This is a genomic window from Novosphingobium sp., from assembly GCF_030699305.1.
GTDB lineage: Bacteria > Pseudomonadota > Alphaproteobacteria > Sphingomonadales > Sphingomonadaceae > Novosphingobium.
On the sequence record NZ_JAUYNB010000021.1, the window covers coordinates 24454 to 51448 of the forward strand.

The 26995-nt window shown below is 65.2% G+C and carries 25 protein-coding genes and 1 pseudogene; 18 read left to right on the forward strand and 8 right to left on the reverse strand.

What is annotated here, in order from left to right:
* The first annotated feature begins 1 nt into the window (after window position 1).
* The 12 genes and pseudogenes from Q8Q53_RS09225 to Q8Q53_RS09280 all read left to right on the forward strand — a co-directional run bounded on the left by Q8Q53_RS09225 (window position 2) and on the right by Q8Q53_RS09280 (window position 10591).
* Window positions 2-757, forward strand: coding sequence for an enoyl-CoA hydratase family protein (locus Q8Q53_RS09225; RefSeq protein ID WP_305701476.1), 756 nt, complete (start codon window positions 2-4; stop codon window positions 755-757).
* Complete coding sequence (locus Q8Q53_RS09230) at window positions 757-1920, forward strand: acyl-CoA dehydrogenase family protein (protein ID WP_305701477.1); 1164 nt, start codon at window positions 757-759, stop codon at window positions 1918-1920. Before Q8Q53_RS09225 ends, Q8Q53_RS09230 begins: the two co-directional genes overlap by 1 nt.
* A complete protein-coding gene (locus tag Q8Q53_RS09235) occupies window positions 1920-2900 on the forward strand; it encodes an acyl-CoA dehydrogenase family protein (RefSeq protein ID WP_305701478.1) in 981 nt (326 codons plus the stop codon). The genes Q8Q53_RS09230 and Q8Q53_RS09235 overlap by 1 nt, the downstream gene beginning before the upstream one ends.
* 8 nt (window positions 2901-2908) lie before the next feature.
* Entirely contained in the window at window positions 2909-4060 is a 1152-nt protein-coding gene (locus Q8Q53_RS09240) for an acetyl-CoA C-acetyltransferase (RefSeq protein ID WP_305701479.1), read from the forward strand.
* Window positions 4060-4965 (forward strand): SDR family oxidoreductase, encoded by a 906-nt coding sequence (locus tag Q8Q53_RS09245; RefSeq protein WP_305701480.1) that lies wholly within the window; start codon window positions 4060-4062, stop codon window positions 4963-4965. The genes Q8Q53_RS09240 and Q8Q53_RS09245 overlap by 1 nt, the downstream gene beginning before the upstream one ends.
* Window position 4966: 1 nt before the next feature.
* Window positions 4967-6025: an acyl-CoA dehydrogenase family protein gene (locus Q8Q53_RS09250; protein ID WP_305701481.1), complete on the forward strand. Its 1059-nt coding sequence runs from the start codon at window positions 4967-4969 to the stop codon at window positions 6023-6025.
* Window positions 6022-7212: an acyl-CoA dehydrogenase family protein gene (locus Q8Q53_RS09255; protein WP_305701482.1), complete on the forward strand. Its 1191-nt coding sequence runs from the start codon at window positions 6022-6024 to the stop codon at window positions 7210-7212. The genes Q8Q53_RS09250 and Q8Q53_RS09255 overlap by 4 nt, the downstream gene beginning before the upstream one ends.
* Window positions 7212-7994, forward strand: coding sequence for an SDR family oxidoreductase (locus Q8Q53_RS09260; RefSeq protein ID WP_305701483.1), 783 nt, complete (start codon window positions 7212-7214; stop codon window positions 7992-7994). Before Q8Q53_RS09255 ends, Q8Q53_RS09260 begins: the two co-directional genes overlap by 1 nt.
* 2 nt (window positions 7995-7996) lie before the next feature.
* On the forward strand, window positions 7997-8458 hold the full coding sequence (locus Q8Q53_RS09265) for a MaoC family dehydratase (protein WP_305701484.1): 462 nt from the start codon (window positions 7997-7999) through the stop codon (window positions 8456-8458).
* 2 nt (window positions 8459-8460) lie between these two features.
* Window positions 8461-8835 (forward strand): nuclear transport factor 2 family protein, encoded by a 375-nt coding sequence (locus tag Q8Q53_RS09270; protein ID WP_305701485.1) that lies wholly within the window; start codon window positions 8461-8463, stop codon window positions 8833-8835.
* Window positions 8836-8852: 17 nt separating this feature from the next.
* Window positions 8853-9023: pseudogene (locus Q8Q53_RS09275) on the forward strand (acetyl-CoA C-acyltransferase); the annotation flags it as partial.
* Between the two features lie 32 nt (window positions 9024-9055).
* The gene (locus tag Q8Q53_RS09280; protein ID WP_305701486.1) at window positions 9056-10591 is read left to right on the forward strand and encodes a FadD3 family acyl-CoA ligase; all 1536 of its coding nucleotides are present in this window, start codon (window positions 9056-9058) and stop codon (window positions 10589-10591) included.
* A gap of 51 nt (window positions 10592-10642) precedes the next feature.
* Here Q8Q53_RS09280 and Q8Q53_RS09285 read toward each other — a convergent pair whose 3' ends face one another.
* The 4 genes from Q8Q53_RS09285 to Q8Q53_RS09300 form a co-directional block, all read right to left on the reverse strand.
* A complete protein-coding gene (locus Q8Q53_RS09285) occupies window positions 10643-12775 on the reverse strand; it encodes an FAD-dependent oxidoreductase (RefSeq protein ID WP_305701487.1) in 2133 nt (710 codons plus the stop codon).
* Window positions 12772-13614, reverse strand: a complete 843-nt coding sequence (locus tag Q8Q53_RS09290; protein WP_305701488.1) for a sugar phosphate isomerase/epimerase — start codon at window positions 13612-13614, stop codon at window positions 12772-12774. Before Q8Q53_RS09290 ends, Q8Q53_RS09285 begins: the two co-directional genes overlap by 4 nt.
* Before the next feature lie 121 nt (window positions 13615-13735).
* Entirely contained in the window at window positions 13736-14299 is a 564-nt protein-coding gene (locus tag Q8Q53_RS09295; RefSeq protein WP_305701489.1) for a nuclear transport factor 2 family protein, read from the reverse strand.
* Complete coding sequence (locus tag Q8Q53_RS09300) at window positions 14292-15062, reverse strand: SDR family NAD(P)-dependent oxidoreductase (RefSeq protein WP_305701490.1); 771 nt, start codon at window positions 15060-15062, stop codon at window positions 14292-14294. The genes Q8Q53_RS09295 and Q8Q53_RS09300 overlap by 8 nt, the downstream gene beginning before the upstream one ends.
* A gap of 140 nt (window positions 15063-15202) precedes the next feature.
* Between Q8Q53_RS09300 and Q8Q53_RS09305 the strand changes: the two genes are divergently transcribed.
* The gene (locus Q8Q53_RS09305) at window positions 15203-16672 is read left to right on the forward strand and encodes an NAD(P)/FAD-dependent oxidoreductase (RefSeq protein ID WP_305701491.1); all 1470 of its coding nucleotides are present in this window, start codon (window positions 15203-15205) and stop codon (window positions 16670-16672) included.
* Here the strand turns inward: Q8Q53_RS09305 and Q8Q53_RS09310 are convergent.
* The 4 genes from Q8Q53_RS09310 to cysD are packed head-to-tail and all read right to left on the reverse strand — an operon-like array spanning window position 16669 to window position 21340.
* Window positions 16669-17772 (reverse strand): helix-turn-helix transcriptional regulator, encoded by a 1104-nt coding sequence (locus Q8Q53_RS09310; protein ID WP_305701492.1) that lies wholly within the window; start codon window positions 17770-17772, stop codon window positions 16669-16671. The genes Q8Q53_RS09305 and Q8Q53_RS09310 overlap by 4 nt on opposite strands.
* A 3-nt stretch (window positions 17773-17775) precedes the next feature.
* The gene (locus Q8Q53_RS09315) at window positions 17776-18504 is read right to left on the reverse strand and encodes a 3'(2'),5'-bisphosphate nucleotidase CysQ (protein ID WP_305701493.1); all 729 of its coding nucleotides are present in this window, start codon (window positions 18502-18504) and stop codon (window positions 17776-17778) included.
* Complete coding sequence (cysN, locus tag Q8Q53_RS09320; RefSeq protein ID WP_305701494.1) at window positions 18501-20435, reverse strand: sulfate adenylyltransferase subunit CysN; 1935 nt, start codon at window positions 20433-20435, stop codon at window positions 18501-18503. The genes Q8Q53_RS09315 and cysN overlap by 4 nt, the downstream gene beginning before the upstream one ends.
* Window positions 20435-21340 (reverse strand): sulfate adenylyltransferase subunit CysD, encoded by a 906-nt coding sequence (gene cysD, locus Q8Q53_RS09325; protein ID WP_305701495.1) that lies wholly within the window; start codon window positions 21338-21340, stop codon window positions 20435-20437. The genes cysN and cysD overlap by 1 nt, the downstream gene beginning before the upstream one ends.
* A 345-nt stretch (window positions 21341-21685) precedes the next feature.
* Here cysD and Q8Q53_RS09330 point away from each other — a divergent pair, with 345 nt between their 5' ends.
* Genes Q8Q53_RS09330 through Q8Q53_RS09350 form a run of 5 tightly spaced genes read left to right on the forward strand, consistent with a single transcriptional unit; the run spans window position 21686 to window position 26995 of the window.
* Window positions 21686-21856: a hypothetical protein gene (locus tag Q8Q53_RS09330; protein ID WP_305701496.1), complete on the forward strand. Its 171-nt coding sequence runs from the start codon at window positions 21686-21688 to the stop codon at window positions 21854-21856.
* The gene (locus Q8Q53_RS09335; RefSeq protein ID WP_305701497.1) at window positions 21853-23520 is read left to right on the forward strand and encodes a class I adenylate-forming enzyme family protein; all 1668 of its coding nucleotides are present in this window, start codon (window positions 21853-21855) and stop codon (window positions 23518-23520) included. The genes Q8Q53_RS09330 and Q8Q53_RS09335 overlap by 4 nt, the downstream gene beginning before the upstream one ends.
* Window position 23521: 1 nt before the next feature.
* Window positions 23522-24388 (forward strand): amidohydrolase family protein, encoded by an 867-nt coding sequence (locus Q8Q53_RS09340; protein WP_305701498.1) that lies wholly within the window; start codon window positions 23522-23524, stop codon window positions 24386-24388.
* Window positions 24389-24403: 15 nt separating this feature from the next.
* Window positions 24404-25483, forward strand: a complete 1080-nt coding sequence (locus tag Q8Q53_RS09345) for a Rieske 2Fe-2S domain-containing protein (protein ID WP_305701499.1) — start codon at window positions 24404-24406, stop codon at window positions 25481-25483.
* 9 nt (window positions 25484-25492) lie between these two features.
* Window positions 25493-26995, forward strand: a complete 1503-nt coding sequence (locus tag Q8Q53_RS09350) for an amidase (protein ID WP_305701500.1) — start codon at window positions 25493-25495, stop codon at window positions 26993-26995.

Here is a 26995-nt window from a genome sequence, read left to right on the forward strand (position 1 = left end):
TATGCCGATTACAACTCATATCGCTGACCGGATCGCGGAAATCGTGTTCGATGTCCCCCCGGTCAACGCGTTCGACAGCCAGACCTGGATGTCCTTGCCCGACATCATCACCGCTGCGGCGCGCAACCCCGAAGTCAACTGCGTGCTGATCCGCGCGGCTGAGGAATCGCGCGGGTTCTGCGGCGGGGTCGATATCAAGGAAATGCAGGCGCATCCGGAACGGATCACCGTGCTCAACCGCGGCAATTACCTGACCTTCAAGGCGATCCGCGATGCCGAAGTGCCGGTGGTGGTCGCGGCGCACAAGTTCGTGATCGGCGGCGGGATCGGGATTTGCGGCGCGTCCGATACGATCATCGCGGCGGACGATGCGTTCTTCTCGCTGCCGGAGGTCGATCGCGGCGCGATGGGCGGGGCCAGCCACTTGTCGCGGATGCTCCCCCTGCACAAGGTCCGCGCGGCGTTCTTCACGGGCGGCAATATTCCGGCGGCGGAAGCCTACCGGCTGGGCGCGGTCGAACAGGTGGTGCCGCGCGCCGATCTGGTGGCCGAAGCGCGCGCGTTCTGCGCGGTCATCGCATCCAAGAGCCGCAAGGCGCTGGTCATCGCCAAGGAAGCGCTCAACGGGCTGGAGCCGCGTGACGTCGATCGCGGTTATCGCTGGGAACAGGGCTTCACGCTGGAAATGTACATGCACGAAGACAGCCAGAAGAGCCGCGACGCGTTCGTCGAAACCGGCAAGGCGGCCAAATTCTGATGCAACTGGTATATACCGCCGAACAGCAGGCGTTCCGGGCCGAAGTGCGCGCCTGGATGGAAGCGCACGTGCCGAAGGAGCCGCTCGTCACGCTGGAATGCCGCGAAGGCTATGACCAGCATGTCGAGTGGGAGCGCACGCTGGCCAGCGGCAACTGGGGCATGGTCACCTGGCCCGAAGCCTATGGCGGGCGCGGGCTGGACCTGATCCAGTGGCTGATCTTCGAGGAGGAATATTTCCGCGCAGGGGGGCCGAACCGGGCCAATCAGAACGGCATTTTCCTGCTCGGCCCGACGATCATGGAATTCGGGACCGAGGAACAAAAGGCCCGCTTCCTGACCCCGATGGCCAAGGGCGAAGTGATCTGGGCGCAGGCCTGGTCCGAACCCGGTGCGGGCAGCGATATGGCCGCGATCCAGTCAAAGGCGGTGCGGAACGGCGATCACTACGTCATCACGGGCCAGAAAACGTGGTCGAGCCGCGCGGCTTTTGCCGACTGGGGCTTTGGCATTTTCCGCACCGACCCGGACAGCACGCGCCACAAGGGCCTGACCTTCATCCTGTTCGATCTGAACAGCCCCGGCATCACCCGCCGCCCGATCCGCCAGCTGCACGGCGACACAGGCTTTGCCGAACTGTTCTTCGATGAAGTGCGCGTGCCGGTGGAAAATTGCCTGGCGGGCGAAGGGCAGGGCTGGAACGTGGCGATGGCCACTGCCGGGTTCGAACGCGGACTGATGCTGCGCTCGCCCGGACGGTTTCAGGCGACGGCGAAGCGGCTGGTCGAACTCTACCGCCAGCACGCCGATCATGCCGCACCGTCGGCGCGCGAGGCAGTGGTGCAGGCGTGGGGCGCGGCGCAGGCCTATGCCTATAATACCTATGCCGTGGCCGCGAAAATCATGGCCGGGGGCAAGATCGGCGCAGAGGCGAGCCTCAACAAGATCTTCTGGTCCGAACTCGACCGCTCGATGCACCGCACCGCGATGCAGCTGCTGGGCGCAGCGGCTGAACTGAAGCGGTTTGACGATGGCCGCATCAACCAGTGGCTTGAAGGCTATATCTTCTCGCTCTCTGGCCCGGTCTATGCCGGATCGAACGAGGTGCAGCGCAACATCACGGCCGAACGCCTGCTCGGCCTTCCTCGCGTGGGAGCGGGCTGATGGATTTCCGGTTTTCCGACGACCAGCTGACGCTGGCGACAAGCGTGCGCGATTACCTGTCGGGCACGCACGGCCCCGAAGTGCTGCGGCATCTGGACGAGGCCGGCCCGCGCGATCCGGCGATCTGGCAGGGGTTGGTCGATATGGGTCTGACCGGGCTGCTGGTGCCAGAAGCGCACGGCGGGCTGGGCATGGGGCTGATCGAAGCCGCGCTGATCGCGGCGGAATGCGGGCGCGCCTGTCTGGCCGAACCGCTGGTCGATACCGCATTTGTTGGCGTGCCGTGGCTGCTCTCGCAAGGACAGACGGACGGCCTGGCCGATGTGGTGGCGGGCACGCGCAAGCTGGCCCCGGCGCACGCGATCAATCCGTGGGTGGCCGATGGGGACGGGGATGCGCTGGTCAGCGTTGATCCACTCAGAAAACTCACCGTTCGTGTCGAGCGAAGTCGAGACACGGCAGCGCAAGGCGTCTCGACTTCGCTCGACGCGAACGGCGCGGGGGATGACTATCTCCTCAACCTTGGCGCATTGATGAGTGCGGCGCAGCTGGTCGGGCTGGCCGATGCGATGCTGCATCAGGCGGTTGAGTACGCGAAGCTGCGCACCCAGTTCGGCCAGCCGATTGGCGCGTTTCAGGGGATCAAGCACCAGCTGGCGAGTTGCTCGGTTGCGATCGAGTTTGCCAAGCCGGTGGTCTGGCGCGCGGCGGCGGCGCTGCAGGACGGGCTGGCCAGCGCTGCTGCCCATGTCAGCCATGCCAAGCTGGCGGCAAGCGACGCGGCGATGCTGACCGCCGAAACCGCGATCCAGGTCCACGGCGCGATGGGTTACACCTATGAAGTGGACCTGCACTTCTGGATGAAGCGCAGCTGGGCACTGTGCGGCGCCTGGGGCGACCGCGCGTTCCATCTCAAACGGATTGACGATGCCGTGCTGGGCGGCAGCTTGCCGATCGGCCCCGAACACACCTTTGCCTGAGGATCACCATGGCTGAAGCATATATCATCGACGCTGTCCGCACGCCCATCGGGCGCAAGAAGGGCAGTCTGGCCGGGGTTCATCCGGCGGACCTTGGCGCGCATCCAATCAAGGCGCTGGTGGAGCGCACCGGGATCGACGCCAATCTGGTGGACGACGTCGTCTGGGGTTGCTGCGACACCATTGGACCGCAAGCGGGCGACATTGGCCGCACCGTGTGGCTGGTCGCAGGCCTGCCGCAGCACGTTCCCGGCACCACGATTGACCGCCAGTGCGGATCGAGCCAGCAGGCCGTCCACTTCGCCGCGCAAGGGGTGATGAGCGGGACGCAGGATCTGGTCGTCGCGGGCGGCAGTCAGGCGATGAACGCGATTCCCATTTCGGCGGCAATGCTGGCAGCGGAGCCGTACGGCTTCTCCAACCCGTTCAACACCTCGCCCGGCTGGGTCGCGCGCTATGGCGACGGGATCCTCAACCAGATCAATTCGGCGGAAATGATCGCGGCAAAGTGGGGCCTGTCCCGCGCCGAGATGGAGGCGTTCGCGGTCGAATCCCATCAGCGCGCGCAGGCGGCCGCGGACAACGGCTGGTTCGCCAATGAAATTGCACCGATGGCCGAACTGGCAGCGGACGAAACCATTCGTCCGACCACCTCGCTCGAAGGGCTGGCGGGCCTGCGCACCGTGCAGGAAGGCGGGATCATCACCGCCGGGATTTCCAGCCAGAACTGCGACGGGGCCGCCGCGATGCTGGTCGCCAGCGAACGCGCGGTGAAGGAACACAACCTGAAGCCGCGCGCCCGCATCCACCACATATCTGTCCGCGCCGACGATCCGGTGTGGATGCTGACCGCGCCGATCCCGGCCACCGAATATGCGTTGAAGAAAGCGGGCATGACCGTTGCCGATATCGATCTGTTCGAATGCAACGAGGCGTTCGCATCCGTGCCGATGGCATGGATGAAGGAACTCGGCATTCCGCATGACAAGGTCAACATTCACGGCGGCGCGATTGCGCTGGGCCATCCGCTGGGCGCGACCGGCGCGCGGCTGATGACCACGCTGCTGAACGCGCTGGAACGCACCGGGGGGCGCTACGGCCTGCAGACCATGTGCGAAGGCGGCGGCCAGGCCAACGTCACGATTATCGAGAGGCTGTAATGGGTATTTGCGAAAACCGGACCGTCATCATCACCGGCGCCGCACGCGGGCTGGGCCGGGCCTATGCGCTGGCCTTCGCGGCTGAAGGCGCCAACGTGGTAGTCAACGACATCGGCACCTCGCTGAACGGCGAAGGGCGCGACACCAGCGCTGCCGACGGCGTGGTGGCCGAAATCGTCGCCGCTGGCGGTAAGGCCATCGCCAATTACGAAGACATCACCGACTGGGACGCCGCCAAGCGGATCGTCGATGCCGCCGTGGCTGCATTTGGTGACCTGCACGTGGTGGTCAATAACGCCGGGATCGTGCGCGACCGGATGTTCGTTTCCGCCACGCTGGAGGAATGGGACGCGACGATGCACGTCCACTTGCGCGGGCATTTCTGCCTGTCGCGCCACGCTGTGGACTATTGGCGCGCCAAGCAGAAGGCCGGGACCAATCCCGACGCGCGGATCATCAACACCTCGTCCGGTGCGGGGCTGCAAGGTTCGATTGCGCAGGCCGCCTATTCGACCGCCAAGGGCGGGATTGCTTCGCTCACGCTGGTGCAGGCGGCGGAACTGGGGCGTTACGGCATCACCGCCAATGCGCTCGCCCCGTCGGCCCGCACCCGCATGACCGAGCAGGCCTTTGCCGACAAGATGGCGACCGAAGGCCAGACGTTCGACGTGATGGACCCGGCCAACATCGCGCCGACCGTCGTGTGGCTGGGCAGCGGTGAAAGCGCCGACGTGACCGGCTGCGTCTTCGAACTCGAAGGCGGCAAGATCATGCTGGAAGACGGCTGGCGCGAAGGTCCGGTGGTGGACAAGGGCGCGCAGTGGGCACCGGCCGAAGTCGGCGCGGCGGTCGAACAACTGATCGCCGCCCGCGTGGCTCCACGCAAGGTCTGGGGGACCGCCTGACATGGAATTCGCATTTACCGACGAACAGGCGATGATCGCGGAAACCGCACGCGCCTTTTTCACTGAAAACGCCACCTCCGAACGCACCCGCAAGGCGATGGCGGCAGACGGGATCGACCACGCACTGTGGACGGCGTTCTGTCAGGAACTGGGCCTGTCGGGCATCGGCATTCCCGAAAACGCTGGCGGCGCCGGGCTGGGGTTGGTCGAGCTGGCGATCATTGCCGAAGCGGCGGGCGCGCAAGTTGCCGCGCTGCCGATGCTGGGCTCGCTCGCCATGGCGGCGCAGGCGATTGCCGCTGGCGGCAGCGCCGAACAGCAGGCCGAATGGCTTCCCCGGCTGCTGTCGGGCGAGGTGATCGCGGGCTATGTCCACGATGCCGCGCTGACGGCGGATGGCAATGCGCTGACCGGCGCGGACCAGTTCGTGGCGCATGGCGCAGCGGCGCAGGTGTTCGTCGTCACCAGCAACACGGGCGCTTGGATTATCCCCGCCGATGCGGCCGGTGTGACCGTCACCGCCTGCACCACGATGGACCAGACCCGGCCCTATGCGCGCGTTGCGCTGTCCGGCGCGGCGGCAGCACCTTTGGCGGACGCCGCCAGCGCAATCGCGGCGGCGCACCGCGCGGGCTTTGTCACGGTTGCCGCCGAGGCATTGGGCGGGGCGCAGGCTGCGCTCGACCGCACGGTGGGCTACGCAAAGGAGCGCGTCCAGTTCGGCCGCGTGATCGGGTCGTTCCAGGCCTACAAGCACCGCCTGGCCGACATGATGATCGAAATCGAACAGGCTCGCTCTGCTGTCTATTGGGCGGCTTGCGCGGTCGACGAAGGCTCGGACGAGGCGGAGCTGGCGGTCCATTCCGCGAAGAGCTTTGCTGCCGACACCTACTTCATGTGCGCGGGCAACATGATCCAGCTGCACGGTGGGATCGGCTTTACCTGGGAACACGACGCCCACCTCTATTTCAAACGCGCCCGCGCGCTCCAGTCGATGCTGGGGAGCGGGAACTGGCACCGCGAACGGATTGCCAGCATGATCCTGGGAGACGCGGCATGAAGCTGGGCTTTTCACGCGCGGACGAGCTGTTCCGGGCCGAATGCGCCGACTGGCTGAACGGCCAGATGGCGGGCGAGTTCAGGGACATCAAGGGCATCACCAAGCTGACCGCCAGTCCCGAACGCCGCAAGGAATGGGAACAGCAGCTGGCCGCGCACAAGTGGTCGTGCATCGGCTGGCCTGAGGAATGGGGCGGCCGCAATGCCAGCCTGGCCCATCAGGTGATCTTTGCCGAGGAATACGCCCGCGCCGGGGTTCCGGGCCGGGTCAACCACATTGGCATCGAGCTGGCCGGGCCGACCATTCTGGCGTTTGGCACCGACGCGCAGAAGCAGCGCTTCCTGCCCGATATCGCGGCGGGCAAGACGATTTTCTGTCAGGGCTTTTCCGAACCCGGCGCCGGGTCCGACCTGGCCTCGGTCCGCACCAAGGCGCGGCTTGAGGTGGTGAGTGGCCAAGAGGAATGGATCGTTAACGGCCAGAAGATCTGGACCAGTCTGGCGCATATTTCCGACTGGATTTTCGTTGTTTCCCGCAGCGAGGAGGGTTCGAAGGGGCCGAAGGGCCTGACCTTCCTGATGATGGAAATCGACCAGCCGGGGATCGAGATCCGCGGGATCACGCAGATCAACGGCGATGCCGAATTCAACGAAACCTTCTTCACCGACGCGCGCTGCCCGGCGGACAGCCTGATTGGCGCGCCGGGTGAGGGGTGGAAGATCGCGATGGGCCTGCTGGCGTTCGAACGCGGCGTCTCGACGCTCGGCCAGCAGATGGGCTTCCGCAACGAACTGGATGAGATTATCGCTGCGGCGAAGGCCAATGGCGCGGCCAGCGACCCGCTGATCCGGCAGCGCATTGCGAAGGCCGAAATCGGCCTCAACCTGATGCGCTATGGTGCCCTCAGGATGCTGTCGCAGACCGATCATTCGAAGATCGACGGGGCGGCGCTGACCTACAAGATCCAGTGGGCCAGCTGGCGGCGCGCCTTGGGCGAACTGGCAATGGACGTGCTGGGGCAGGCCGGGGAAGTGGCCGATGGCGCAGAGTATGAATGGGACACGCTGCCCAACCTGTTCCTCTACAGCCGCGCCGACACGATTTACGGCGGGACCAACCAGATTCAGCGCAACCTGATTGCCGAACGCGGGCTGGGTATGCCGCGCGAACCCAGAGGAGACGTCTGATGGCCGCCCCGATCCCGGCTTATCCGCAGGGCCGCAATCTGCTGACCGGCAAGACCGTGGTGGTGACCGCCGCTGCCGGCACCGGCATTGGCTTTTCCGCCGCCAAACGCGCGGTGGAAGAAGGTGCGACCGTCTTGATGAGCGATTTTCACGAACGCCGTCTGGGCGAAGCGGCGGACCGGATCGCGGCTGAATGCGGCCAGCGTCCCGCGACGGTCGTGTGCGATGTGACCAGTCAGGATCAGGTCGACGCGCTCCATGCCGGTGCGCTGGCGCAGCTGGGCCATGTCGATGTGCTGATCAACAACGCGGGCCTTGGCGGCGAAGTCGATGTGGTCGACATGACCGACGATCAGTGGTTCCGCGTGCTCGACGTCACGCTCAACAGCGTGTTCCGGATGAGCCGTGCGTTCCTGCCCGCGATGTATCAGCGCAAGTCCGGCGTGGTGGTCAACAACGCCTCCGTGCTGGGCTGGCGCGCGCAAAAGGGGCAGGCGCATTATGCCGCTGCCAAGGCTGGCGTGATGGCCTTTACCCGCTGTTCGGCGGTCGAGGCGGCAGAACACAACGTGCGGATCAACGCGGTTGCCCCGTCGATTGCGATGCACGCGTTTCTGGCCAAGGTGACGACCGACGATCTGCTGGCCGAACTGTCGGCCAAGGAGGCCTTCGGGCGGCCTGCCGAAGTCTGGGAAGTCGCCAATGTGATGCTGTTCCTTGCGTCAGACCTGTCGTCCTACATGACCGGCGAAGTGCTGTCGGTTTCCAGCCAGCGGGCCTGACCATGACCAAGATCTTTGCTTCCCCCCGCGACCTGATCGGGCAAGAGGGCACGGCCCTTGGGGCCACGGAGTGGCTCACCATTGAGCAGGACCGGGTCAACGGCTTTGCCGAAGTGACCGGCGATCACCAGTGGATCCACGTTGACGTTGACCGCGCCAAGGATGGCCCGTTCGGCGGCACCATCGCCCACGGCTACCTGACCATGAGCCTGGTCAATTTCTTCCTGCCCGACCTGATCGAAGTGCGTGGGTTCTCCCACGCGGTGAACGTCGGCGCGGATCGGTTGCGGTTCCTCAGCCCGGTCAAGGTCGGCAGCCGCATTCGCGGAGTGGGCGAGATCGTGAGCGTCGAGGAAGTGAAGGGTGCGATCCAGTCGGTCGTGCGCGTCACCGTGGAGATCGAGGGCGGTGATAAGCCGGCCTGCGTGGTCGACACCATCAGCCGCTATTTTCCGGAAGGATGACCATGCCAACACCTGAACAGATGGAAGCCGCCGTCCACGCCTATGTCGCCGCCTTTGCGGCGGGCGATCCGGAACAGGCCGTGGCGATCTTTGCCGAAGATGCCGTGGTCGAGGACCCGATCGGCACCCCGCCGAAAGTGGGGCGGGCGGCGATCCGCGAATTTTATCAGGCCTCGATGGCGACCGGCGCGAAGCTCGTGCTGGATGGGCCAGTGCGCGTGGCAACCGATCACGCCGCTTTTGCGTTCCACGTGCTGCTGCACTTCGATGGCAAGGACATGGAAATCCACGTGATCGATACTTTCGCCTTCGACGGGAACGGCAAGGTCAGGGAAATGAAGGCCTATTTCGGTCCCGGCAACATGATTGCCGGTTGAGGACAAGGACCCAGACCATGCGCGACGCCGCCATCGCTTCCGCCGCCCGCACCGCCATTGGCAAAGCCTGTCGCGGGGCGTTCAACGATACCGAGGGGCGCGTGCTGTCGGTGCATGTCATCGATGCCGCGCTGGACCGCGCCGGGATCGATCCGGCCCGCGTGGATGATGTCTATCCGGGCGGCGGCATCGGCGCGGCCGGTCTGTTCGAGGTCGCCTGATGCTCAGTCCGCTGCCCGCCACGATCCCTCACGCTGCCGAGGCCGCCGCGCGGACCTGGCCCGATGCTCCGGCGGTGATTGAGGGCGCGGTGACCTGGACCTTTGCCGAGCTGTGGGGCCGGTCGCGCGCCGGGGCCTCTGCGCTGCTGGCGCGCGGGGTCGGTCCGGGGGACCGGGTGGCGATCTGGGCGCCGAACCGCCGCGAATGGATCGTCGCGGCGCTGGCGGCGATGAGCGTTGGCGCGGCGGTGGTCACGCTCAACACCCGCCTGAAAGGGCGCGAGGCGGGGGACATCCTGCGCCGTACCCAGGCGCGGCTGCTGTTCACCGTGAACGACTTTCTGGGGATCGATTACCGCACGCTGCTGGCGGATGAGGATCTGCCGGACTTGCGCGAAACGGTGATGCTGGACGGCGAGTTTGACGCGTTCCTGACCAGCGGCAAAGGCGCGTCCGATCCGGCGGTGGATGCGGCGTTGGCGGCAATCGATGCCGACACGATCAGCGATATCCTGTTCACCAGCGGCACCACCGGCAGCCCCAAGGGCGTGCTGATGACGCACGGCCGCGTCCTGCCGCAATGCGCGGTGTGGATCGGCAACACGGGGCTGGCATTTGGCGAACGCTACCTGATCGCCAATCCGTTTTTCCATTCGTTCGGGCTGAAAGTGGGCTGGGTGGCCTGCCTGTTGTCCGGCGCGGTCGCGGTGCCGATGGCGCAGTTCGATGTGCATCAGGCGATTGACCTGATCGAGCGGGAGAAGATCAACTTCTTTCCCGGACCGCCCACGGTTTTCCAGATGCTGCTGAGCGAGCTGGAAAAGGCCGCGTTCGATACCGCGTCGCTGCGCGGCGGGACGACCGGCGCGGCGACGGTTCCGCCGGTGCTGGTCGAACGCATCCGCAGCGAACTGGGCATCCGCGACATCATCACCGCCTATGGCATGACCGAATGCGTCAACATCACCGGCTGCCGCCCCGGCGACCCGGTGGACCTGATCGCGCAGACTTGCGGCGCGGCGATTCCCGGCAACGAAGTGATCATTGCCGATGCGGCGGGCGATGAAGTGCCGCGCGGCGAGACCGGCGAGATTCTGGTGCGCGGGCAGGGGGTGATGCTGGGCTACCTCGATGATCCCGAAGCCACGGCCGAGGCGATCGACGCCGACGGCTGGCTGCACACCGGCGATGTCGGGACGATGGACGAGGCTGGCTATGTGCGGATCACCGACCGCATGAAGGACCTCTATATTTCGGGCGGCTTCAACGTCTATCCGGCGGAAGTTGAAAAGCTGCTGGCAGTTCATCCGGCCATTGCGATGGTTGCCGTGGTGGGCGTGGCGGACGAGCGGATGGGCGAAGTCGGCAAGGCCTATGTCGTACAGCGCCCCGGCGCGCGTGTGACCGAGGCCGAACTAATCGGGTGGAGCCGCGAGAACATGGCCAACTACAAGGTGCCGCGCAGCTTTGTGCTGGTCGACGACCTGCCCCGCAACGCCAGCGGCAAAGTGCTGAAAACCGAACTGCGCGGATAGGGCGCGTTTAGTCGCGGACGTGGTGTTGGCGCTTGGGGTTGGAGGCCGCGCTCAGCCCGCCACCCCTGCAATCGCCCGCACGGCAGCCCGCGCACCGTGCATCGCGCCTTCAATGTAACCGACCCCGGTGGCGTCACCGATTGGGTAAACGGTGAAGCCGGCGGTTTTCAGATTGTCGGCCAGTGTCAGATCGCCTTCCGCGCCCTTGGCGACAATCACGTTGTCCGCCGGCACAGTCTGCGCAGTGCCCTGCATGTCGGTGAAGGTAACCGTCTTCGCCCCAATCGTCACCGCGCTGGCCCCGCCGTGCAGGGCGACCCCGTGTTCGGCCAGTTCGGTCAGGATGCGCATCCGCCGCACCAGCGTGAGGCCCTTGCCCAGGCGCGGGGATTCCTCGATCACGGTCACCTTGCGGCCGCGTTCGGCGAGGAATTCGGCGAGTTCGATGCCGACCAGTTCGCCGCCGATGATCGCGATGTTGTCGCCCAGCGGCATCCACGCGTGGGTCGCCTTGCGCACCAGCGCGAGGTTGGCCGTGGCCCCGGTCGCCGCGCCAACCTTGGTCGCCAGCCGCGTGAACAGGCCGGTCTTGCGCTTCAGTTCCTCGGAACTTTCGCCCAGCATCATCCGGCGCATGTCATCGCCCGAAAAGACGTGCGGCAGATCGCCGCCGGGGATTTCGGGCATACCCCGGATTGCGCCGGTTGCCACGATCACTTCATCCACGTTCAAACCGCGCAGCAAGTCGGGCGTGGCAGTGGTGGACAGGCGCACGTCGACGGCGGCTTCGGTTACTTCCAGCCGCAGCCAGTCGAGCAGGCGTTCGTTGGCCGGGTAAGCCAGGCTGGCAAAGCGCAGCGTACCGCCCAGCCGGTCGCCCTGTTCGATCAGCGTCACCTTGTGGCCCAGCGCGGCGAGGCGGCGCGCGCTTTCCATGCCGCCGGGGCCGCCGCCGATGACGGCCACGTGCTTGGGCGCAGATGCCGCCAATTCGGCCGGTTCATGTTCGAACGACAAGTCCGGATTGACCGCGCAGCGCGCCCCGCCGCCCATGTAGATCGCGCTGATGCAGGTGTAGCAATAGACGCAGGGCCGGACCTTGTCCGGATTGCCCGCCAGCAGCTTGTTGGGCAGCGCCGGATCGGCCAGCAGCTTGCGGCCCATCGCCACGAAATCAAGCTCACCAGCGCCGATGGAGCGGTCGGCCACTTCGGGTTCGACCCGGCCTGATCCGATCACCGGGATGCTCACCGCGCTGCGCATTTCGGCGGTGGCGGACATGTTGAAGCTTTCCACGTGCGGGGTGTGCGATTCCGAATGGAGCGCGCCCTTGCCGGTTTCGTGATAGGCGGTGACGGTGATCGCGTCGGCCCCGGCGGCTTCGACCAGCCGGGCCGCCGCCTTGCCATCCTCAATCGTGATGCCGTCCTTGCCGACTTCGCGCGAGTCCAGCTTTACCCAGACCGGGTAATCCGCCCCCACTTCGGCGCGGACCGCCGCCAGCACTTCCAGCAGCAGCCGCAGCCGGTTTTCCAGCGATCCGCCATACAGGTCGGTGCGCTGGTTGGTGTAGGGCGAAATGAAGCTGGAGAGCAGATAGCCATGCCCGGCGTGGACCTCCACTCCGTCGAACCCGGCTTGCTTCGCCCGGCGCGCGCCCGCGCCGAACTGGGCGACGACCAGATCGATGTCGGCCTGTTCCAGCACCTTGATTTCGGGCGGCTTCATGTTGGCGAACCCGGCCATTTCCTCGATCAGGAAATGCTCGGTAAAGTTGCCCTTGGGGGCGGGGGGATAGCCCGGTGCCCACAGCGGGTGGCCATATCGCGCGTGCGAATAGCCCGCCACCAGACCGCCGTGGTGCAGTTGGATTGCGATTTTCGCGCCGTGGGCATGGACCCGCTCGGTCAGGCTCTTCAGGCCGGGAATGAACTTGTCATCCGAAATCGCGGTCTGCTGCCATGCGACCTGACCCACCGGCCAGGCAACCCCGGCCACCCCGCAAATGATCAGCCCGGCACCGCCGCGCGCCTGTTCCTCGTGATAGGCGATCAGCTGTTCGCCGACGGTGCCGTCGTCTTCCGAAAGGCTGACCCCCATCGCGGTCACGGCGATGCGGTTCTTGAGTTCCAGCGTGCCGATCTTGCCGGGGGAGAGCAGGTGGGGATAGCGGTTCGAGGTCATCGCAGGGGTTCCATCGTCAGGTCGGTAAGGGCCAGGCAGGCATCGAGCGCGTCGGCGCAGGCCTGCATGGCAAAGCCGGTGGTTTGGGCATCAAGCTCGGCGTTGAACGCCTCGACCCCGATGGGGCAAAACGTGCCGGTGGCGGCCAGCGCCTGCATGAAGGCGGGCCAATCGACCGCACCTTCGCCGGGCAGCAGACGGTTGGTCATTTCCTTTGCCAGATCGGCATCCGGGACGGCGGGGGCATCGGACAGCTGGACTGACAGAATCCGGTCACCGGGGATACCGGCCAGTTGATCCAGCGACGATCCGCTGCGCAGGAAATGCCAGCTGTCGACCATCAGACCGCCGTTGAGGCAGTCAGCCCGCTCGATCACTTCCCATGCCTCGGACAGCGAGCGCACGCCGCCCGTCGGCACGAATTCCAATGCAACCGACAGGCCGTGATCAGCAGCAGCGCGGCACAGTTCGCGGAAATGGCAGGCGAAATCCGGACCATCGAACGGCACGGCGAACAGTTCCGCCACCGATACGCACTGCGCCCCCAGCGCCGCTGCAATCGGCAGCACGTGCGCCGCCGTCTGCCATTTGATCGCGCGCCATGGGCCATCCGGAACAGCGGCATGAGCAGGCAGCCAGTTACCGACCAGTTCCACGTCGGTCACCGTCAGCCCGGCAGCGTCGATCGCTGCGCGTAGTTCGGCCAGGTCAGCCCCGCGCGCATCGCTGGGCCAGATCGACAGGGCGGTGAAGCCAGCGGCGCGGGCAGGGGCCAGACGCTCCAGCACCGGAGTGTGGAGCCGGGATCCCGCATAAAGGACGCGGTGCCGCCCGTTCATGTCCGCTAGCGCTCCTTCCCTTGCCGCGCGGGCCGTTGCCAGCGGGGCGCGCAAATGACTAAGCATCTGGGGCGGGCGCGTGCAATCGGCAGTCCGGGCCGGGCGGCACACATTCGGCCACTTACTGGCGCGCTTGCCGCCGCTGCCGGTCCGCCGCGAACAGCGGCAAGCGGGAATAGAGCGGGTCGAGCCCGCTGGGCTGGCCGGTCGCCACGCCCTGATCAATTGACGGCCCGGCGCTGCGCTGCACGGCGCGGTCCTCGAACCAATCCAGCACGAGCGAGCGGCGTTGGAATTTCCAGACGCCGTCCGCCTTGCGGTATTGGTCCAGATAACGGCCGTGGGCGATGATTTCCCGCAGGCCATCGGCGGTGCGGTGATAGGCGGTGGTGGCCAGTTCGCCCTCGGCCAGATCGCCCGCGATCAGGAAATGCATGGTGCTGATCGTGTGCGATGTCAGCGCCCAGTTGGCCAGCATCGCGGGCAGCCACGCCACATATTCATCGGGCGAGCCAATGAACATCGGGCTGTGATCGTCCACGGCGTCATCGTGATAAAGGCTGCGGACCAGCGCCAGATCCTGCCGGTCAATCGCGTGGCAATAAGTCCAAGCCAGCTTTTGCAGCGCCAGCCGGTCGAGCGCTTCGGCAAGGTCCAGCGGAGCGGGGCCGAGCGTGTCAGACACCGAAGCCGCCCGACACCGAAATCGTCTGTCCGGTCACGTAATTGGCCTTGGCCGATGCAAAGAACACCGCCGCCGCGCCGATGTCCGCCGCCTGGCCCCAGCGGCGCAGGCACAGCAGCTTGTGGGTTTCCTGCACCCACTGGTCATCGAACACGCCTTGCGCGGACAGTTCATGGAACATCCCCGCATCGATCACTCCGACCAGCACCGAATTGGCGCGGATGTTGTGCTCGCCCTCTTCCTTGGCGATGCCCTTGATCAGGGCTTCGTTGGCCGCCTTGGGGACCACCGACAGTCCATCCAGCTTGGGGAACCAGTCATGCCCGGCGGACCCCAGATGCACGAAGCTGCCCCCACCGTGGGCGCGCATATGCGGGATCAGCGCGCGGGTGGCGTTGTAAAAGCCGAATACCTCGACCTCCATCGCACCCCGAAACTGGTCCTCGCTCCACTCCGCCAGCGGGGTCTGCGCGACCAGCGGCCCAGCGCCCCAGACCATCGAGTGAATCCGGCCATGCTGCGCAGCAATCGCGGCGATTGCAGCGTCCACGCCCGCCCGCTCACGCACATCGACCTGATGGGTTGAGGCTTTGACCCCCAGCGCGCGGATCGCGTCGGCGGTGCGTTCGGCGACGTCCTGCTTGGAGCGATAGCAGATCGCCACAGCGCTGCCCGCGCGGCCGAATTCCAGCGCCACGCCCTGACCGATTCCGCCGCTGCCCCCGAACACCACGCAGGCGCCTGTCGGAAAGTCCGTTGTCATCACTGTCTCCCACGCTCGTTGTTCTTTGAGCGGACTGTGCCAGACGGTCCAGGATTGAACATAACCCTAATGGGTGATGTTGGCGCAGGTTCGGACCCATATGCCATGCTCCAACAAACAATCGGCAGAGGAACCCGTTCATGACCAGCACACCCAAGGCACTGCGATACGCGATCATCGGCGCGGGGATGGCCGGCGTTCTGGCCGCGATCAAGCTGAAGGAGCGGGGCGAGCAGTTCACCGTCTATGAAAAGGCCGCGAAGATCGGCGGGACCTGGCGCGAAAACCGCTATCCGGGCCTGACCTGCGATGTGCCGGCCCATGCCTATACCTACTCGTTCGAACCTTATGCCGAATGGCGTAATTATTACGCCACGGGCAGCGAAGTGCAGGGCTATTTCGAATATGTCGCGGACAAGTACGGCATCCTGCCGTCGATCCGGTTTGGCTGCGAGGTCGTGTCCACCGTATTCGATGATGCCCGGCAGGTCTGGACGCTGGGGCTGGCGAATGGCGAAACGGTGGAAGCCGATGTCGTGATCGCCGCATCGGGCGTGCTGCACCATCCCAAGATGCCGGATATTCCGGGGCTGGATACGTTCGCGGGCAAGGCGTTCCACACCGCCCGGTGGGATGACAGCGCACAGATCGATGGCGCCAAAGTGGGCCTGATCGGCTGCGGATCGACCGGCATCCAGATCGTTACCGCGATCAACAAGCAGGTCGACAAGCTGGTCCATTTCCAGCGCAGCCCGCAGTGGGTCATGCCCGTGCCGCAGTTCGAATACACCGATGAGGAGCGCGCGGCATTCCGCAGCAATCCGGAACTGATGGATGCGATCCGCTATAACGAGGAATACATCGGCGCGATCAAGCGGTTCACCGACGGCGTTACCGATATCGAAGGCCCGGAGATGCACGAGATCGAGGAAGTCTGCCGCCAGAACCTGGAAAACAGCATCCCCGATCCGGAACTGCGCGAGAAGCTGCGCCCGAACTATCGCGCAGCGTGCAAGCGGCTGATCTATTCGTGGTGCTATTACGAGGAAGTGCAGCACCCGGCGGTCTTTGTCGAAACCGGGCGGATCGAGCGGATCGAGCCGACCGGGGTGCGGATGCAGGACGGCACGTTCCACGAACTCGATACGCTGATCCTGGCGACCGGCTTTCAAGCCGACCGGTTCATTCGCCCGACCACGGTGCTGGGGGCGGGCGGAATATCGCTCGACCATGTGTGGGAACGTCGCCCGACGGCCTATCTGGCGGTCACGCTGCCCGGTTTTCCGAACTTTTTCATGCTCAACGGCCCGACCGGCCCGGTCGGCAATTTCTCGCTGATCGACATTGCCGAGCGGCAGTGGACTTATATCGATCAGCTGATCGAACAGCTGCGCAGCGGCCATGCGCGGAGCGTGGTGCCGACACAGGCGGCGTTTGATGATTACGAAACCCGGCGGGTCGCGGCAGCGAAGAAAACGATCTTCGGATCGGGTTGCACCAGCTGGTATCTGGACAATGAAGGCGTGCCCGCCACCTGGCCGTGGAGCTATGACGCCTTCGCCGATGCGATGGCCGCGCCAGTCATGGAAGATTATGCGCTGATCGCCTAACCCGACAGCGCGCCGAGCAGGTTCATCAGCTGCGACTGGCGGTGAACCTGCGTTTTGGCGAAGACGGAGCGCAACTGCGCCTTGGCGGTGTTGTGCGCGATGCCCAGCAGGCGCGCGGCTTCGACCAGGGAATGGCCGTGGGCCAGTTCCGCGCAGAGCCTCGCTTCTGCCGGGGTCACGCCCAGCAGGTCGCGGATCGCGGCGGGATCGAGCACGCGGTCATTGTCCGGCCGGGCCAGGAACAGCGCCAGCGCGCCGGTGCCGGAATGGATCGCAGGCAGGTCGATCGCGCGGGCGGTGGCGACCAGATCGCCATGCTCGGCGCGGGGGATGCGAAAGCGCGTAACGCTGCCGGTCTCGCTGCCGCTGGCCAGCAGGTCATCGACCTTGCGTTTCAGCACCGTGGCATCAAACCGCACGGCATCGCCCGCGCGGCGAATGCCTTCGCCTTCGGCCATGATCCGTTCGGCCAGCAGGTTGCTGCTGACGATCCGGCCCTGCCGATCCAGCACCAGCAGGGCGAGGCCCAGCCCCTCGGTCGCACTGCGGAACACGGCGTGCTGGGCACTGGCGAATTGCAGCTTTTCATACAGGCCGACCGCGATCCGCAAATGCGGGACCAGTTGTTGAAACCGGGTGCGCTCACGTGCCGAGAAGTCGGGCCGGTCGGCCAGCCGGGTGATGCGAAAGCGGGCCTCGAACTGGCCGCCAAAGCGCAAGTCCACGGCGAGCACTTGCTCGCCCCCTGCCAGCACCAGGTATTCGCGGTAGGCGGCGTGCTCGCCCGGTGGCTTGCCCGCAATGAATTCGCCGAACGAGATGACCCGACCTTCGGGCAGGTTCTGGAACGGGTCGTCGTTGAAGTATTGCCCCAGATAGAGCCGCGCATGGTCCGGATCGGCCCCCGGCGTGATGAACGTACCCGGAAGGCCGCGCCCCGGCGAGGCGATGATCAGTGTGGCGAACGTCGCGTCCAGCCACTCCGCGAGCGCTTCCAGAAAGCTTTCCCACGGCTGCGGCGCGTCGATGCCGCGGTAAAGGCGCGCCAGCAGATCGGAAAAGCGGGGATCGGCGGTTGCGTCCGGGGGCGATCCGGTCATGGCTCAGTCGCCCGCCAGAATATCGAGCACCAGTTGCGCGTGCTGCGGGCGGCAGATCAGCAGATCGGGCATGTAGGTATCGGGCTGGTTGTAGACCAGCGGGCTGCCGTCGACCCGGCTGACGTGCAGGCCGTGCGCCAGCGCGACGGCGGCGGGGGCGCAGCTGTCCCATTCGAACTGGCCGCCGGTGTGGAGGTAGATGTCGGCCTGCCCCAGCACGACCGCCATTGCTTTCGCCCCGGCGCTGCCCATCGGGATCACTTCGGCGTCGAGCGCGGCGGCCACCTGCATGGCTTCGGCAGCAGGGCGCGTGCGGCTGACGACCATCCGCAGCCGCTCTGGCGCGGGCGGAACAGGCTGCGGCTGGTCGCTCCGCAGCATTACCGCAGAGCCCGGCAAGGCGACCGCGCCGTGAACCGGGCGGCCATCGATGGCGAGCGCCACGTGGACGGCCCAGTCGGTCCGCTCCTCGCCATATTCGCGGGTGCCGTCGACCGGGTCGACAATCCACACGCGCGAAAAGCTCAGCCGGTCGAAGTTGTCCTTTTCCTCTTCGGACAGCAGGCCGTCGTCGGGCCGCAATTCGCGCAGCGCGTGGCACAGGAACTGGTTCGCGGTGGCGTCCCCGGTCTTGCCCAGCGCCCTGGCGGGGAGCAGCCCGGCGGCGCGCACTTCCAGCAGCAGCTGCCCGGCCACATCGGCCAGGTGGGCAGCCAGCTGCGCGTCGGTCATATGGTCGGCATCCATGTTTCGTTGCGATTCCCGGTGATCAGATCGACGATCCGTGTCGCCGCTTCTTCGGGGGTTTCGCGCGTGGTGTCGACCCGGATTTCGGGATTTTCCGGCGCTTCATAAGGGCTGTCGATCCCGGTGAAGTTCTTGAGGCTCCCGCTGCGGGCCTTCTTGTAGAGGCCTTTCACATCGCGCGCCTCCGCCACTTCCAGCGGGGTATCGACGAAAATCTCGATAAATTCGCCGCCGGGCAGCATCGACCGGATCATGTCGCGTTCCGCCGCGAACGGGCTGATGAACGCGGTCAGCACGATCAGCCCGGCATCGGTCATCAGCTTTGCCACTTCACCGACGCGGCGGATATTCTCGATCCGGTCGGACTCGGTAAAGCCCAGATCCTTGTTGAGCCCGTGGCGGACATTGTCGCCGTCGAGCAGGAAGGTGTGGTGGCCCAGTGCATGGAGCCGCTTTTCGACCATGTTGGCGATGGTCGACTTGCCCGATCCCGACAGCCCGGTGAACCACAGCACGGCGGGCTGCTGGTGCTTCAGCGCGGCATGCGCGGCGCGGGTGACGTCGAGCGCCTGCCAGTGGACATTCTGCGCGCGGCGCAGGCTGAAGTGCAGCATTCCGGCGCCGACCGTGCGGTTGGACAGCTTGTCGATCAGGATGAACCCGCCCAGCGTCCGGTTGGTGGTGTAGGCATCGAACACCAGCGGCTTGTCGGTGGTGATTTCAGCCACCCCGATGGCGTTGAGGTCCAGCGTCTTGGCTGCCAGCCGCTCCATCGTGTTGACGTTGATCGTGTATTTGGGCGCTGCCACCGTCACCGAAACGGTCTGCGTGCCCAGCTTCAACCAGTAAGACCGGCCTACCAGCAAGGCATCGTCATCCAGCCAGACCAGCGTGCTTTCGAACTGGTCGGCGACTTCGGGCGGGGCATCGGCGGCGGCAATCACATCGCCGCGCGAACAGTCGATTTCATCGGCGAAACACAGCGTAACCGATTGTCCGGCAACGGCTTCATCCAGATCACCGTCCAGCGTGACGATCCGCGTGACGGTGCTGGTCTTGCCCGACGGCAGCACGCGCACCGCATCGCCGGGGCGCACGGTGCCGCTGGCGATCAGACCCGAAAAGCCCCGGAAATCGAGGTTCGGGCGATTGACCCACTGCACCGGCATCCGCAGCGGCGCGGCTGCGGCGGCGGTGGTATCCAGCTCGACCGATTCCAGATGCTCGACGAGCGCCGGGCCGGTGAACCACGGGGTGTTGGCCGAGAGCGCGGTGATATTGTCGCCCTTGAACCCCGAAATTGGCAGCGCCGTGAATTCAGTGATCCCGATGCTGTCGGCAAAGGCGCGGTAATCGGCAACGATCCGGTCGAACACCGACTGATCGTAACCCACCAGGTCCATCTTGTTGACCGCCAGCACGATGTGGCGGATGCCGATCCGGTGGCACAGGAAGCTGTGGCGGCGGGTCTGGGTCAGCACGCCCTTGCGTGCGTCGATCAGGATCACCGCCAGATCGGCCGTGGACGCCCCGGTCACCATGTTGCGGGTGTATTGTTCATGCCCCGGACAATCCGCGACGATGAACTTGCGCTTTTCGGTGCCGAAAAAGCGATATGCGACGTCGATCGTGATGCCCTGTTCGCGCTCTGCCGCCAGTCCATCGACCAGCAGCGCAAAGTCGATTTCCTGCCCTTGCGTACCTTGTTTTTTGCTGTCGGTTTCCAGCGCGGCCAGTTGATCTTCGAAGATCATCTTGCTGTCATAGAGCAGCCGTCCGATCAGGGTGGACTTGCCATCGTCCACGCTGCCGCAGGTGATGAACCGCAGCATCGACTTGTGCTGGTGCTTGTCGAGATAGGCGTCGATGTCCTCGGCGATCAGGGCTTCGGTCTGATAGACGGAAGTATCGGTCATCAGAAATACCCCTGCTGCTTCTTCACTTCCATGCCCGCGCCGCCCGCGTCCTTGTCGATCGCGCGGCCCTGCCGTTCGCTGGTGGTGGTCAGCAGCGTTTCCTGAATGACTTCGGAGAGAGTCGCCGCCGTGCTCTCGACCGCACCGGTCAGCGGATAGCAACCCAGCGTGCGGAACCGGATCGAGCGTTCGACCACCGCTTCGCCGGGCTGGAGCGGGAAGCGACGATCATCGACCATCAGCAGCATCCCATCGCGCACCACCGTCGGGCGCCTGGCCGCGAAATAGAGCGGGACGATGGGAACGTCGTTGAGCTGGATGTATTGCCACACGTCCAGTTCGGTCCAGTTGCTGATCGGGAAGACGCGGATGCTCTCGCCCTTGTGCTTCTTCGCGTTGTACAGGTTCCACAGTTCCGGCCGCTGGTTCTTGGGATCCCAGCCGTGGCTGGCGGTGCGGAAGCTGAAAATGCGTTCCTTGGCGCGGCTCTTTTCCTCGTCACGCCGGGCGCCGCCAAAGGCTGCGTCGAAGCCATACATTTCGAGCGCCTGCTTCAGCCCTTCGGTCTTCCACATGTCCGTGTGGAGCGCGCCGTGATCGAATGGGTTGATGCCCCGCGCGGCGGCTTCGGGGTTCTGATAGACCAGCAGGTCCATCCCGCTTTCGCGCGCCATCCGGTCACGCAGCTTGTACATTTCCTGAAACTTCCAGGTCGTGTCGACATGCAGCAGCGGGAAGGGCGGGGGCGAGGGGTAGAACGCCTTGCGCGCCAGGTGCAGCATCACCGCGCTGTCCTTGCCCACGGAGTAGAGCATGACCGGACGCTCGGCCTCGGCCACGACTTCGCGCAGGATGTGGATCGCTTCGGCTTCCAGCCGCTGGAGATGGGTCAGGGTGTTCGACATGGCCGCCTTCTATACTCAATGCCCCACCTAATCGCCGGTGCGGCGGAATCCACATAGCAATTCCTTTGAACGGGCAAGCCAGACTGTTGCCGCCTGCCCGATCGCCAGGGGTGATGTCCGTCGCTGGGCCGTATGGCATAATCTGTTCTGCAACCGCCGCGAAGCGAAGGGTTATGCGTTTTCGGCCAAGTAGGTGACATGCAGGCAATTGTGCGTAAAAATTGACTGTCTGGAATCCGCATATTGTGACAGGTTCGAAATAACGGCGAACCATCGCGTCGAATCGAGTGGGAGAGAGCATGTCTGCAACGCAACGTGCCCGCCAGCAACGGGGGCGGACCTGAAATGGCGCACCAGTATCACCTGGCCGACCTGTTCGAGACGGTCGCGGCGACCGTGCCCGACCGGGTGGCGCTGCTCTGTGCCGATGCGGTCAAGCGTTCGGCCGCAGGCAAGCCGGACCATCGCCGGGCCAGGGAAGTTGCGGCCAAGGCTGTTACGGCAGGAGCACAATGAGCCAGACCGATCCCGTATTCGCCGCCGTCACCGCGCCGGGCACCCCGTTCGAGATTGCCGAGCGGGACGGCTTGCGCCAGTTCGTCAACGCCGCGCCCGATCTGAACCTGATGATCGAATCCGCCCGGCGGCACGGCGACAAGACGTTCGTGGTCGATTTCTCCTCCGACGGGCAGGAACGGCGGCTGAGTTTTGAGCAGCTGTTTGCCTGGCGCGATCAACTGGTCCCCATGCTGCACATCCGGCGCGGCGACCGGGTGGCGATCTGCATGCGCAACCGGACCGAATGGATGGTGGCGTTCATGGCCACGATCAAGGCGGGCGGCGTGGCTGCGCTGCTCAACAGCCGGGGATCGCCAGACGAACTCGTCGCAATGATCGGCGATGTCACGCCCGCGCTGGTGCTGGCGGACACGGCGCGCGCCGAACTGATCCGCGCAGGCGGCTACACCGGTCGGATGCTCGATCTGACCAAGCCCTTCGAGGGTCAGGAGATTGAACGCCGCGCGGGCGAGCTGGTCCCCGATCCGGGGCTGGCGAAGCCGCTGGACCCTTGCGCTATCCTGTTTACCTCCGGCACGACGGGCCGGGTCAAGGGCGCGGTGCTGACCCATCGCAGCCTGATTACCGGGTTGATGGCGACCCAGCTGACCGGCGTGATGGTGCTGCACAACATGGCCCGCGCGCATGGCATTCCGGTCGAAACGATCCTGGCCAATCTGCCGCAGCAAGCCACCTTGCTGGTCTATCCATTGTTCCACGTTTCGGGGCTGGGCTCCTCGTTCCTCTCGCCGTTGTTCGCAGGCACCAAGGTCGTGATCATGCGCCGCTGGGATGCGGATGATGCGGTGCGGCTGATCCAGACCGAACAGATCACCCAGTTCTCCGCCGTGCCGACCATGCTGTGGGATATCCTGCACAAGGCGCGGCTGGAAGGCGCGGATCTTTCGACGCTGCGCAACATCGCCTCGGGCGGACAGGCGCTGCCGGTCAACCTGCTGGATGAAATCCGGAGCGCCTGCCCGCAAGCGGTGATGGGCACTGGTTACGGCATGACTGAAGCATCGGGCGCGGTGGCGCAGGCGGTGGGGGAGGACTTCATCCGCAATCGCGCGTCCGCCGGACGGGTGCTGCAACTCGCCGACGTGCGAATCGTGACGCCTGACGGAACTGTACAGGGCACTGGCGACAGTGGTGAAATCCAGGTGCGCGGGGCGATGGTCATGCAAGGTTACTGGAACCGCCCGGAAGAAACCGCCGCCGCGTTCACTGCCGATGGCTGGCTGCGCACCGGCGATGTCGGTTACGTCGATGCCGAAGGGTATGTCTTCATCGTCGACCGGGTGAAGGACATGGTCATTTCCGGCGGCGAGAACATCTATTGCGCCGAGGTTGAGCGGGTGATGGGCGAAGTGCCCGGCATCACCGAATGTGCCGCCTTTGGCATCCCCGATGAGCGTCTTGGGGAACTGCTGGTCGCGGTCGCGGTCGCTCAGGACACCGATGAAGCGGCGATCAAGCAGTGGGTCGGCGAACGGCTCGCCCGCTACAAGGCCCCGGCGCACGTCGCCTTCAGCCCCGACAGCCTGCCGCGCAATCACCTTGGCAAAGTCGACAAGATCAAGCTGCGCGCCCTGTGGCCGCACCTTTTCGGAGTACAATAAAATGACCTTTCCCAAGGACATCGGCATCATCGACTGCATGCTGGGCATCCCGGATGCCGAGGACCGCGCCGAATGGTTCGCGCCGTTCCGCCCGCTGATCAAGGACGCGCAGACGCTCCAGCAGTTCGCGATGCCCGCGCAGTACATGTTCAAGGACATTCCGCAGACCGGCCAGCAGGATGACTACATCAAGTGGACGGTCGAGCAGATGGACAAGCACAATGTCCAGAAGGCGCTGATCGGCTGGAACGAGAACGAGACGTCCTACCGCGCCAAGGAACTGTACGGCGACCGGTTCTTCTTCGATCTGCCGTGCGATCCGAACAAGGGCATGGAAGAAGTGCGCCGGATCAAGCGGATCCACGCCGAAGTCGGCCTGTCCGCGATCAGCGTGTTCCCCAGCGGCACGCTGCCGCAAGTGGCGATCAACCATAAATACATGTTCCCGCTCTATGCCTGCGCGGTCGAACTGGACATTCCGATCCTGCTCAACGTCGGCATTCCGGGGCCGCGCATTCCGATGGAAACCCAGAAGGTTGAGCATCTGGACGAGGTTTGCTGGTTCTTCCCGGACCTGAAGATCGTGATGCGCCACGGCGCGGAACCGTGGGAAGCACTGGCGGTGAAGCTGATGCTGAAATGGCCGAACCTTTATTATTCGACCAGCGCCTTCGCGCCCAAGCACTACCCCAAGGCGATCATCGACTACGCCAACACGCGCGGCGCGGACAAGATCATCTACGCCGGGTACTTCCCGATGGGTCTCAGCCTCGACCGGATCATGTCCGACATGGAAAACGTGCCGTTCAAGGATGACGTCTGGCCGAAATTCCTGCGCGACAACGCAGCCAAGCTGTTCAAGCTGTAAAGCGGAGCCAACCCGATGACCAACCCCGCAACCGATGCCCGCACCGCGCCTGTCGCCGTCTGGCAGATCCTTGAAAAGCTGCGCGGTCAGGACCTGACCGACTGGCGTCTCGCCGACGTCACAGGTCGCGCCAGCATCGCGGAGCGCAACCTCGATATCGGCATTCCGTTCGGCTGGTATCCTATCGCGCTGTCCAAGGATCTGGCCGTGGGTGAGGTCAAGCCGCTGCGCTATTTCTCGCAGGATCTGGCGATGTGGCGGGGCGAGGACGGGCAGGTCCGGATGCTCGACGCTTATTGCAAGCATCTGGGCGCGCATATGGGCCATGGCGGCAAGGTTCATGGGAACCTGCTGGAATGCCCGTTCCATGCCTGGCGCTATGACGGCGACGAAGGGGTTGTGAAGGACATTCCCTATGCCAAGGCGATCCCGCCGCAGGTCAAGCGCAAGTGCACCCGCACCTGGCACGTGACCGAGGCAAACCGCTGGATCTGGGCGTGGTATCACCCGCAGGATGTCGCCCCGCTGTTCGAAGTGGCGCACTTGCCCGAATGTTCAGACCCCGACTGGACCGATTTCGACGTCTATGAATGGAACGTCTGGGGTTCGATCCAGAACATGGCCGAAAACGGCGTCGATGTGGCGCACTTCCGCTATATCCACGGCACCGCCAACGTGCCGCTGGGCGAACTGCGCTGGGGCGACTGGGGACGGGGCGCCGATGTGCGGGCCAGGATGGGCACGCCGTGGGGCGAGGTTGATGGCTGCATCAGCTATGACACGATGGGGCCGGGGCAAAGCTGGACGCGCTTTACCGGCATTTCCGAAACGCTGCTGGTGGCCTGCATCACGCCGGTGGAACTGGACCACGTCCACGCCCGGTTCTGCTTCACCCAGCCCAAATCGCAGGCCGAAGGCGAACGCGCCGGGGTGGCCAAGGCGATCATCCGCGACATCTGCAAGCAGTTCGATCAGGACAAGGTGGTCTGGGACCGGCAGAAGTATGAGCCGAACCCGATCATCTGCGACGGCGACGGACCGATCCCGCAGTTCCGCAAGTTCTATGCGCGCTATTACGCCGAAGCGGCGGAATAGGGGGCGGTGGTGACCCGGCGCGAAGTGGTGGCAGGCGGCGCTGCCGTGGCTGCAGTGGGCCTGACCGGCGCGGCTGCGGCCAAACCGGTGGCTGATGTGCTGGTGCAGTATGATGCGCTGGGGCTGGCGCAGCTGGTGGCGAAGCGCAAGGTCTCGCCGACCGAGCTGCTGGAAGCGGCGATTACCAAGGCCGAGGCGCTGAACCCGCGTTTCAACTTCATCGCGCAGCGTCATTATGACCATGCCCGCAAGGCGATTGCCGCCGGTCTGCCCAAGGGGCCGTTCACCGGCGTGCCTTGGCTGCTGAAGGACCTCAATACCCACATCGCAGGGGAACTGAGTGAAGGCGGGAGCCGGTTCTACAAGGGCAACCGGGCGACCGTGACGTCCGAACTTGTCACGCGGATCGAGCGCGCCGGGTTTGTGGTGTTTGGCAAGACCACCACGCCCGAACTGGGCCTGACCGGCACGACCGAAAACAAGCTCACCGGCGATACCCGCAACCCGTGGAACCCGGCGCACATCGCGGGCGGATCGTCCGGCGGGGCGGCGGCGGCGGTTGCGGCGGGGGTGCTGCCAGCGGCGCACGCGACCGATGGCGGCGGCTCAATCCGGATACCGGCATCGTGCTGCGGACTGTTCGGGATGAAGCCCAGCCGGGGCCGCATCCCTATGGGGCCGCTGCGGACCGAAGGGTGGGGCGGGTTGTCCGCGCACCATGCCGTCAGCTGGAGCGTGCGCGATAACGCCGCGATCATGGATGTGACTCACGGGACGGAACCGGGATCGCGCTATGGCGTGCAGGCTCCGGCGGAGGGCTTTCTGGCGCAAGTTGGCAAGCATCCGGGCAAACTGCGGATCGCGCTGATGCTCAATTCGCCGTCGGGCAGTCCGGTCGATCCCGAATGCCGCGCGGCGACGCTCGCGGCGGCGAAGCTGTGCGAGAGTTTGGGGCACCATGTGGAAGAAGCGCAGCCCCAATGGGACGTCGGCGCGGTGGGCATGGCCAGCTTCGCGCTGATCGGTGCATCCATCGCGGCCGATATTGCCGACCGGGCGAAGCTGACCGGGATCACGCCGGGGCCGGATGTGCTGGAGCCGATCTCGCTGGGTTTCATCGAAGTCGGCAAGAGTTTCAGCGGGATGGACTTTGCCCGTGCCAACAACACCTTGCAGACGCTGGCGATCAACGTCGCGCAGTTCATGCATAACTACGATGTGATCCTCGCGCCCACGCTGGCCGCGCCGCCGCTGCCGCTGGGGCGGATCAACCTGACGCCTGATTGCGATTTCCAGCAGTGGGGCCAGCGGGCTGCGGTGTTTTCGCCCTTTACCCAGATGGCCAACATGACCGGCCAGCCGAGCATGTCCGTCCCGCTCGCGCAGTCCGCCAGCGGCTTGCCGATCGGGGTGATGTTCACCGGCCGGTTCGGGGATGAAGCGACGCTTTACCGCCTCGCCGGACAACTGGAACGCGCCGCCCCGTGGTGGGACCGGCGGCCAAAACTCTGA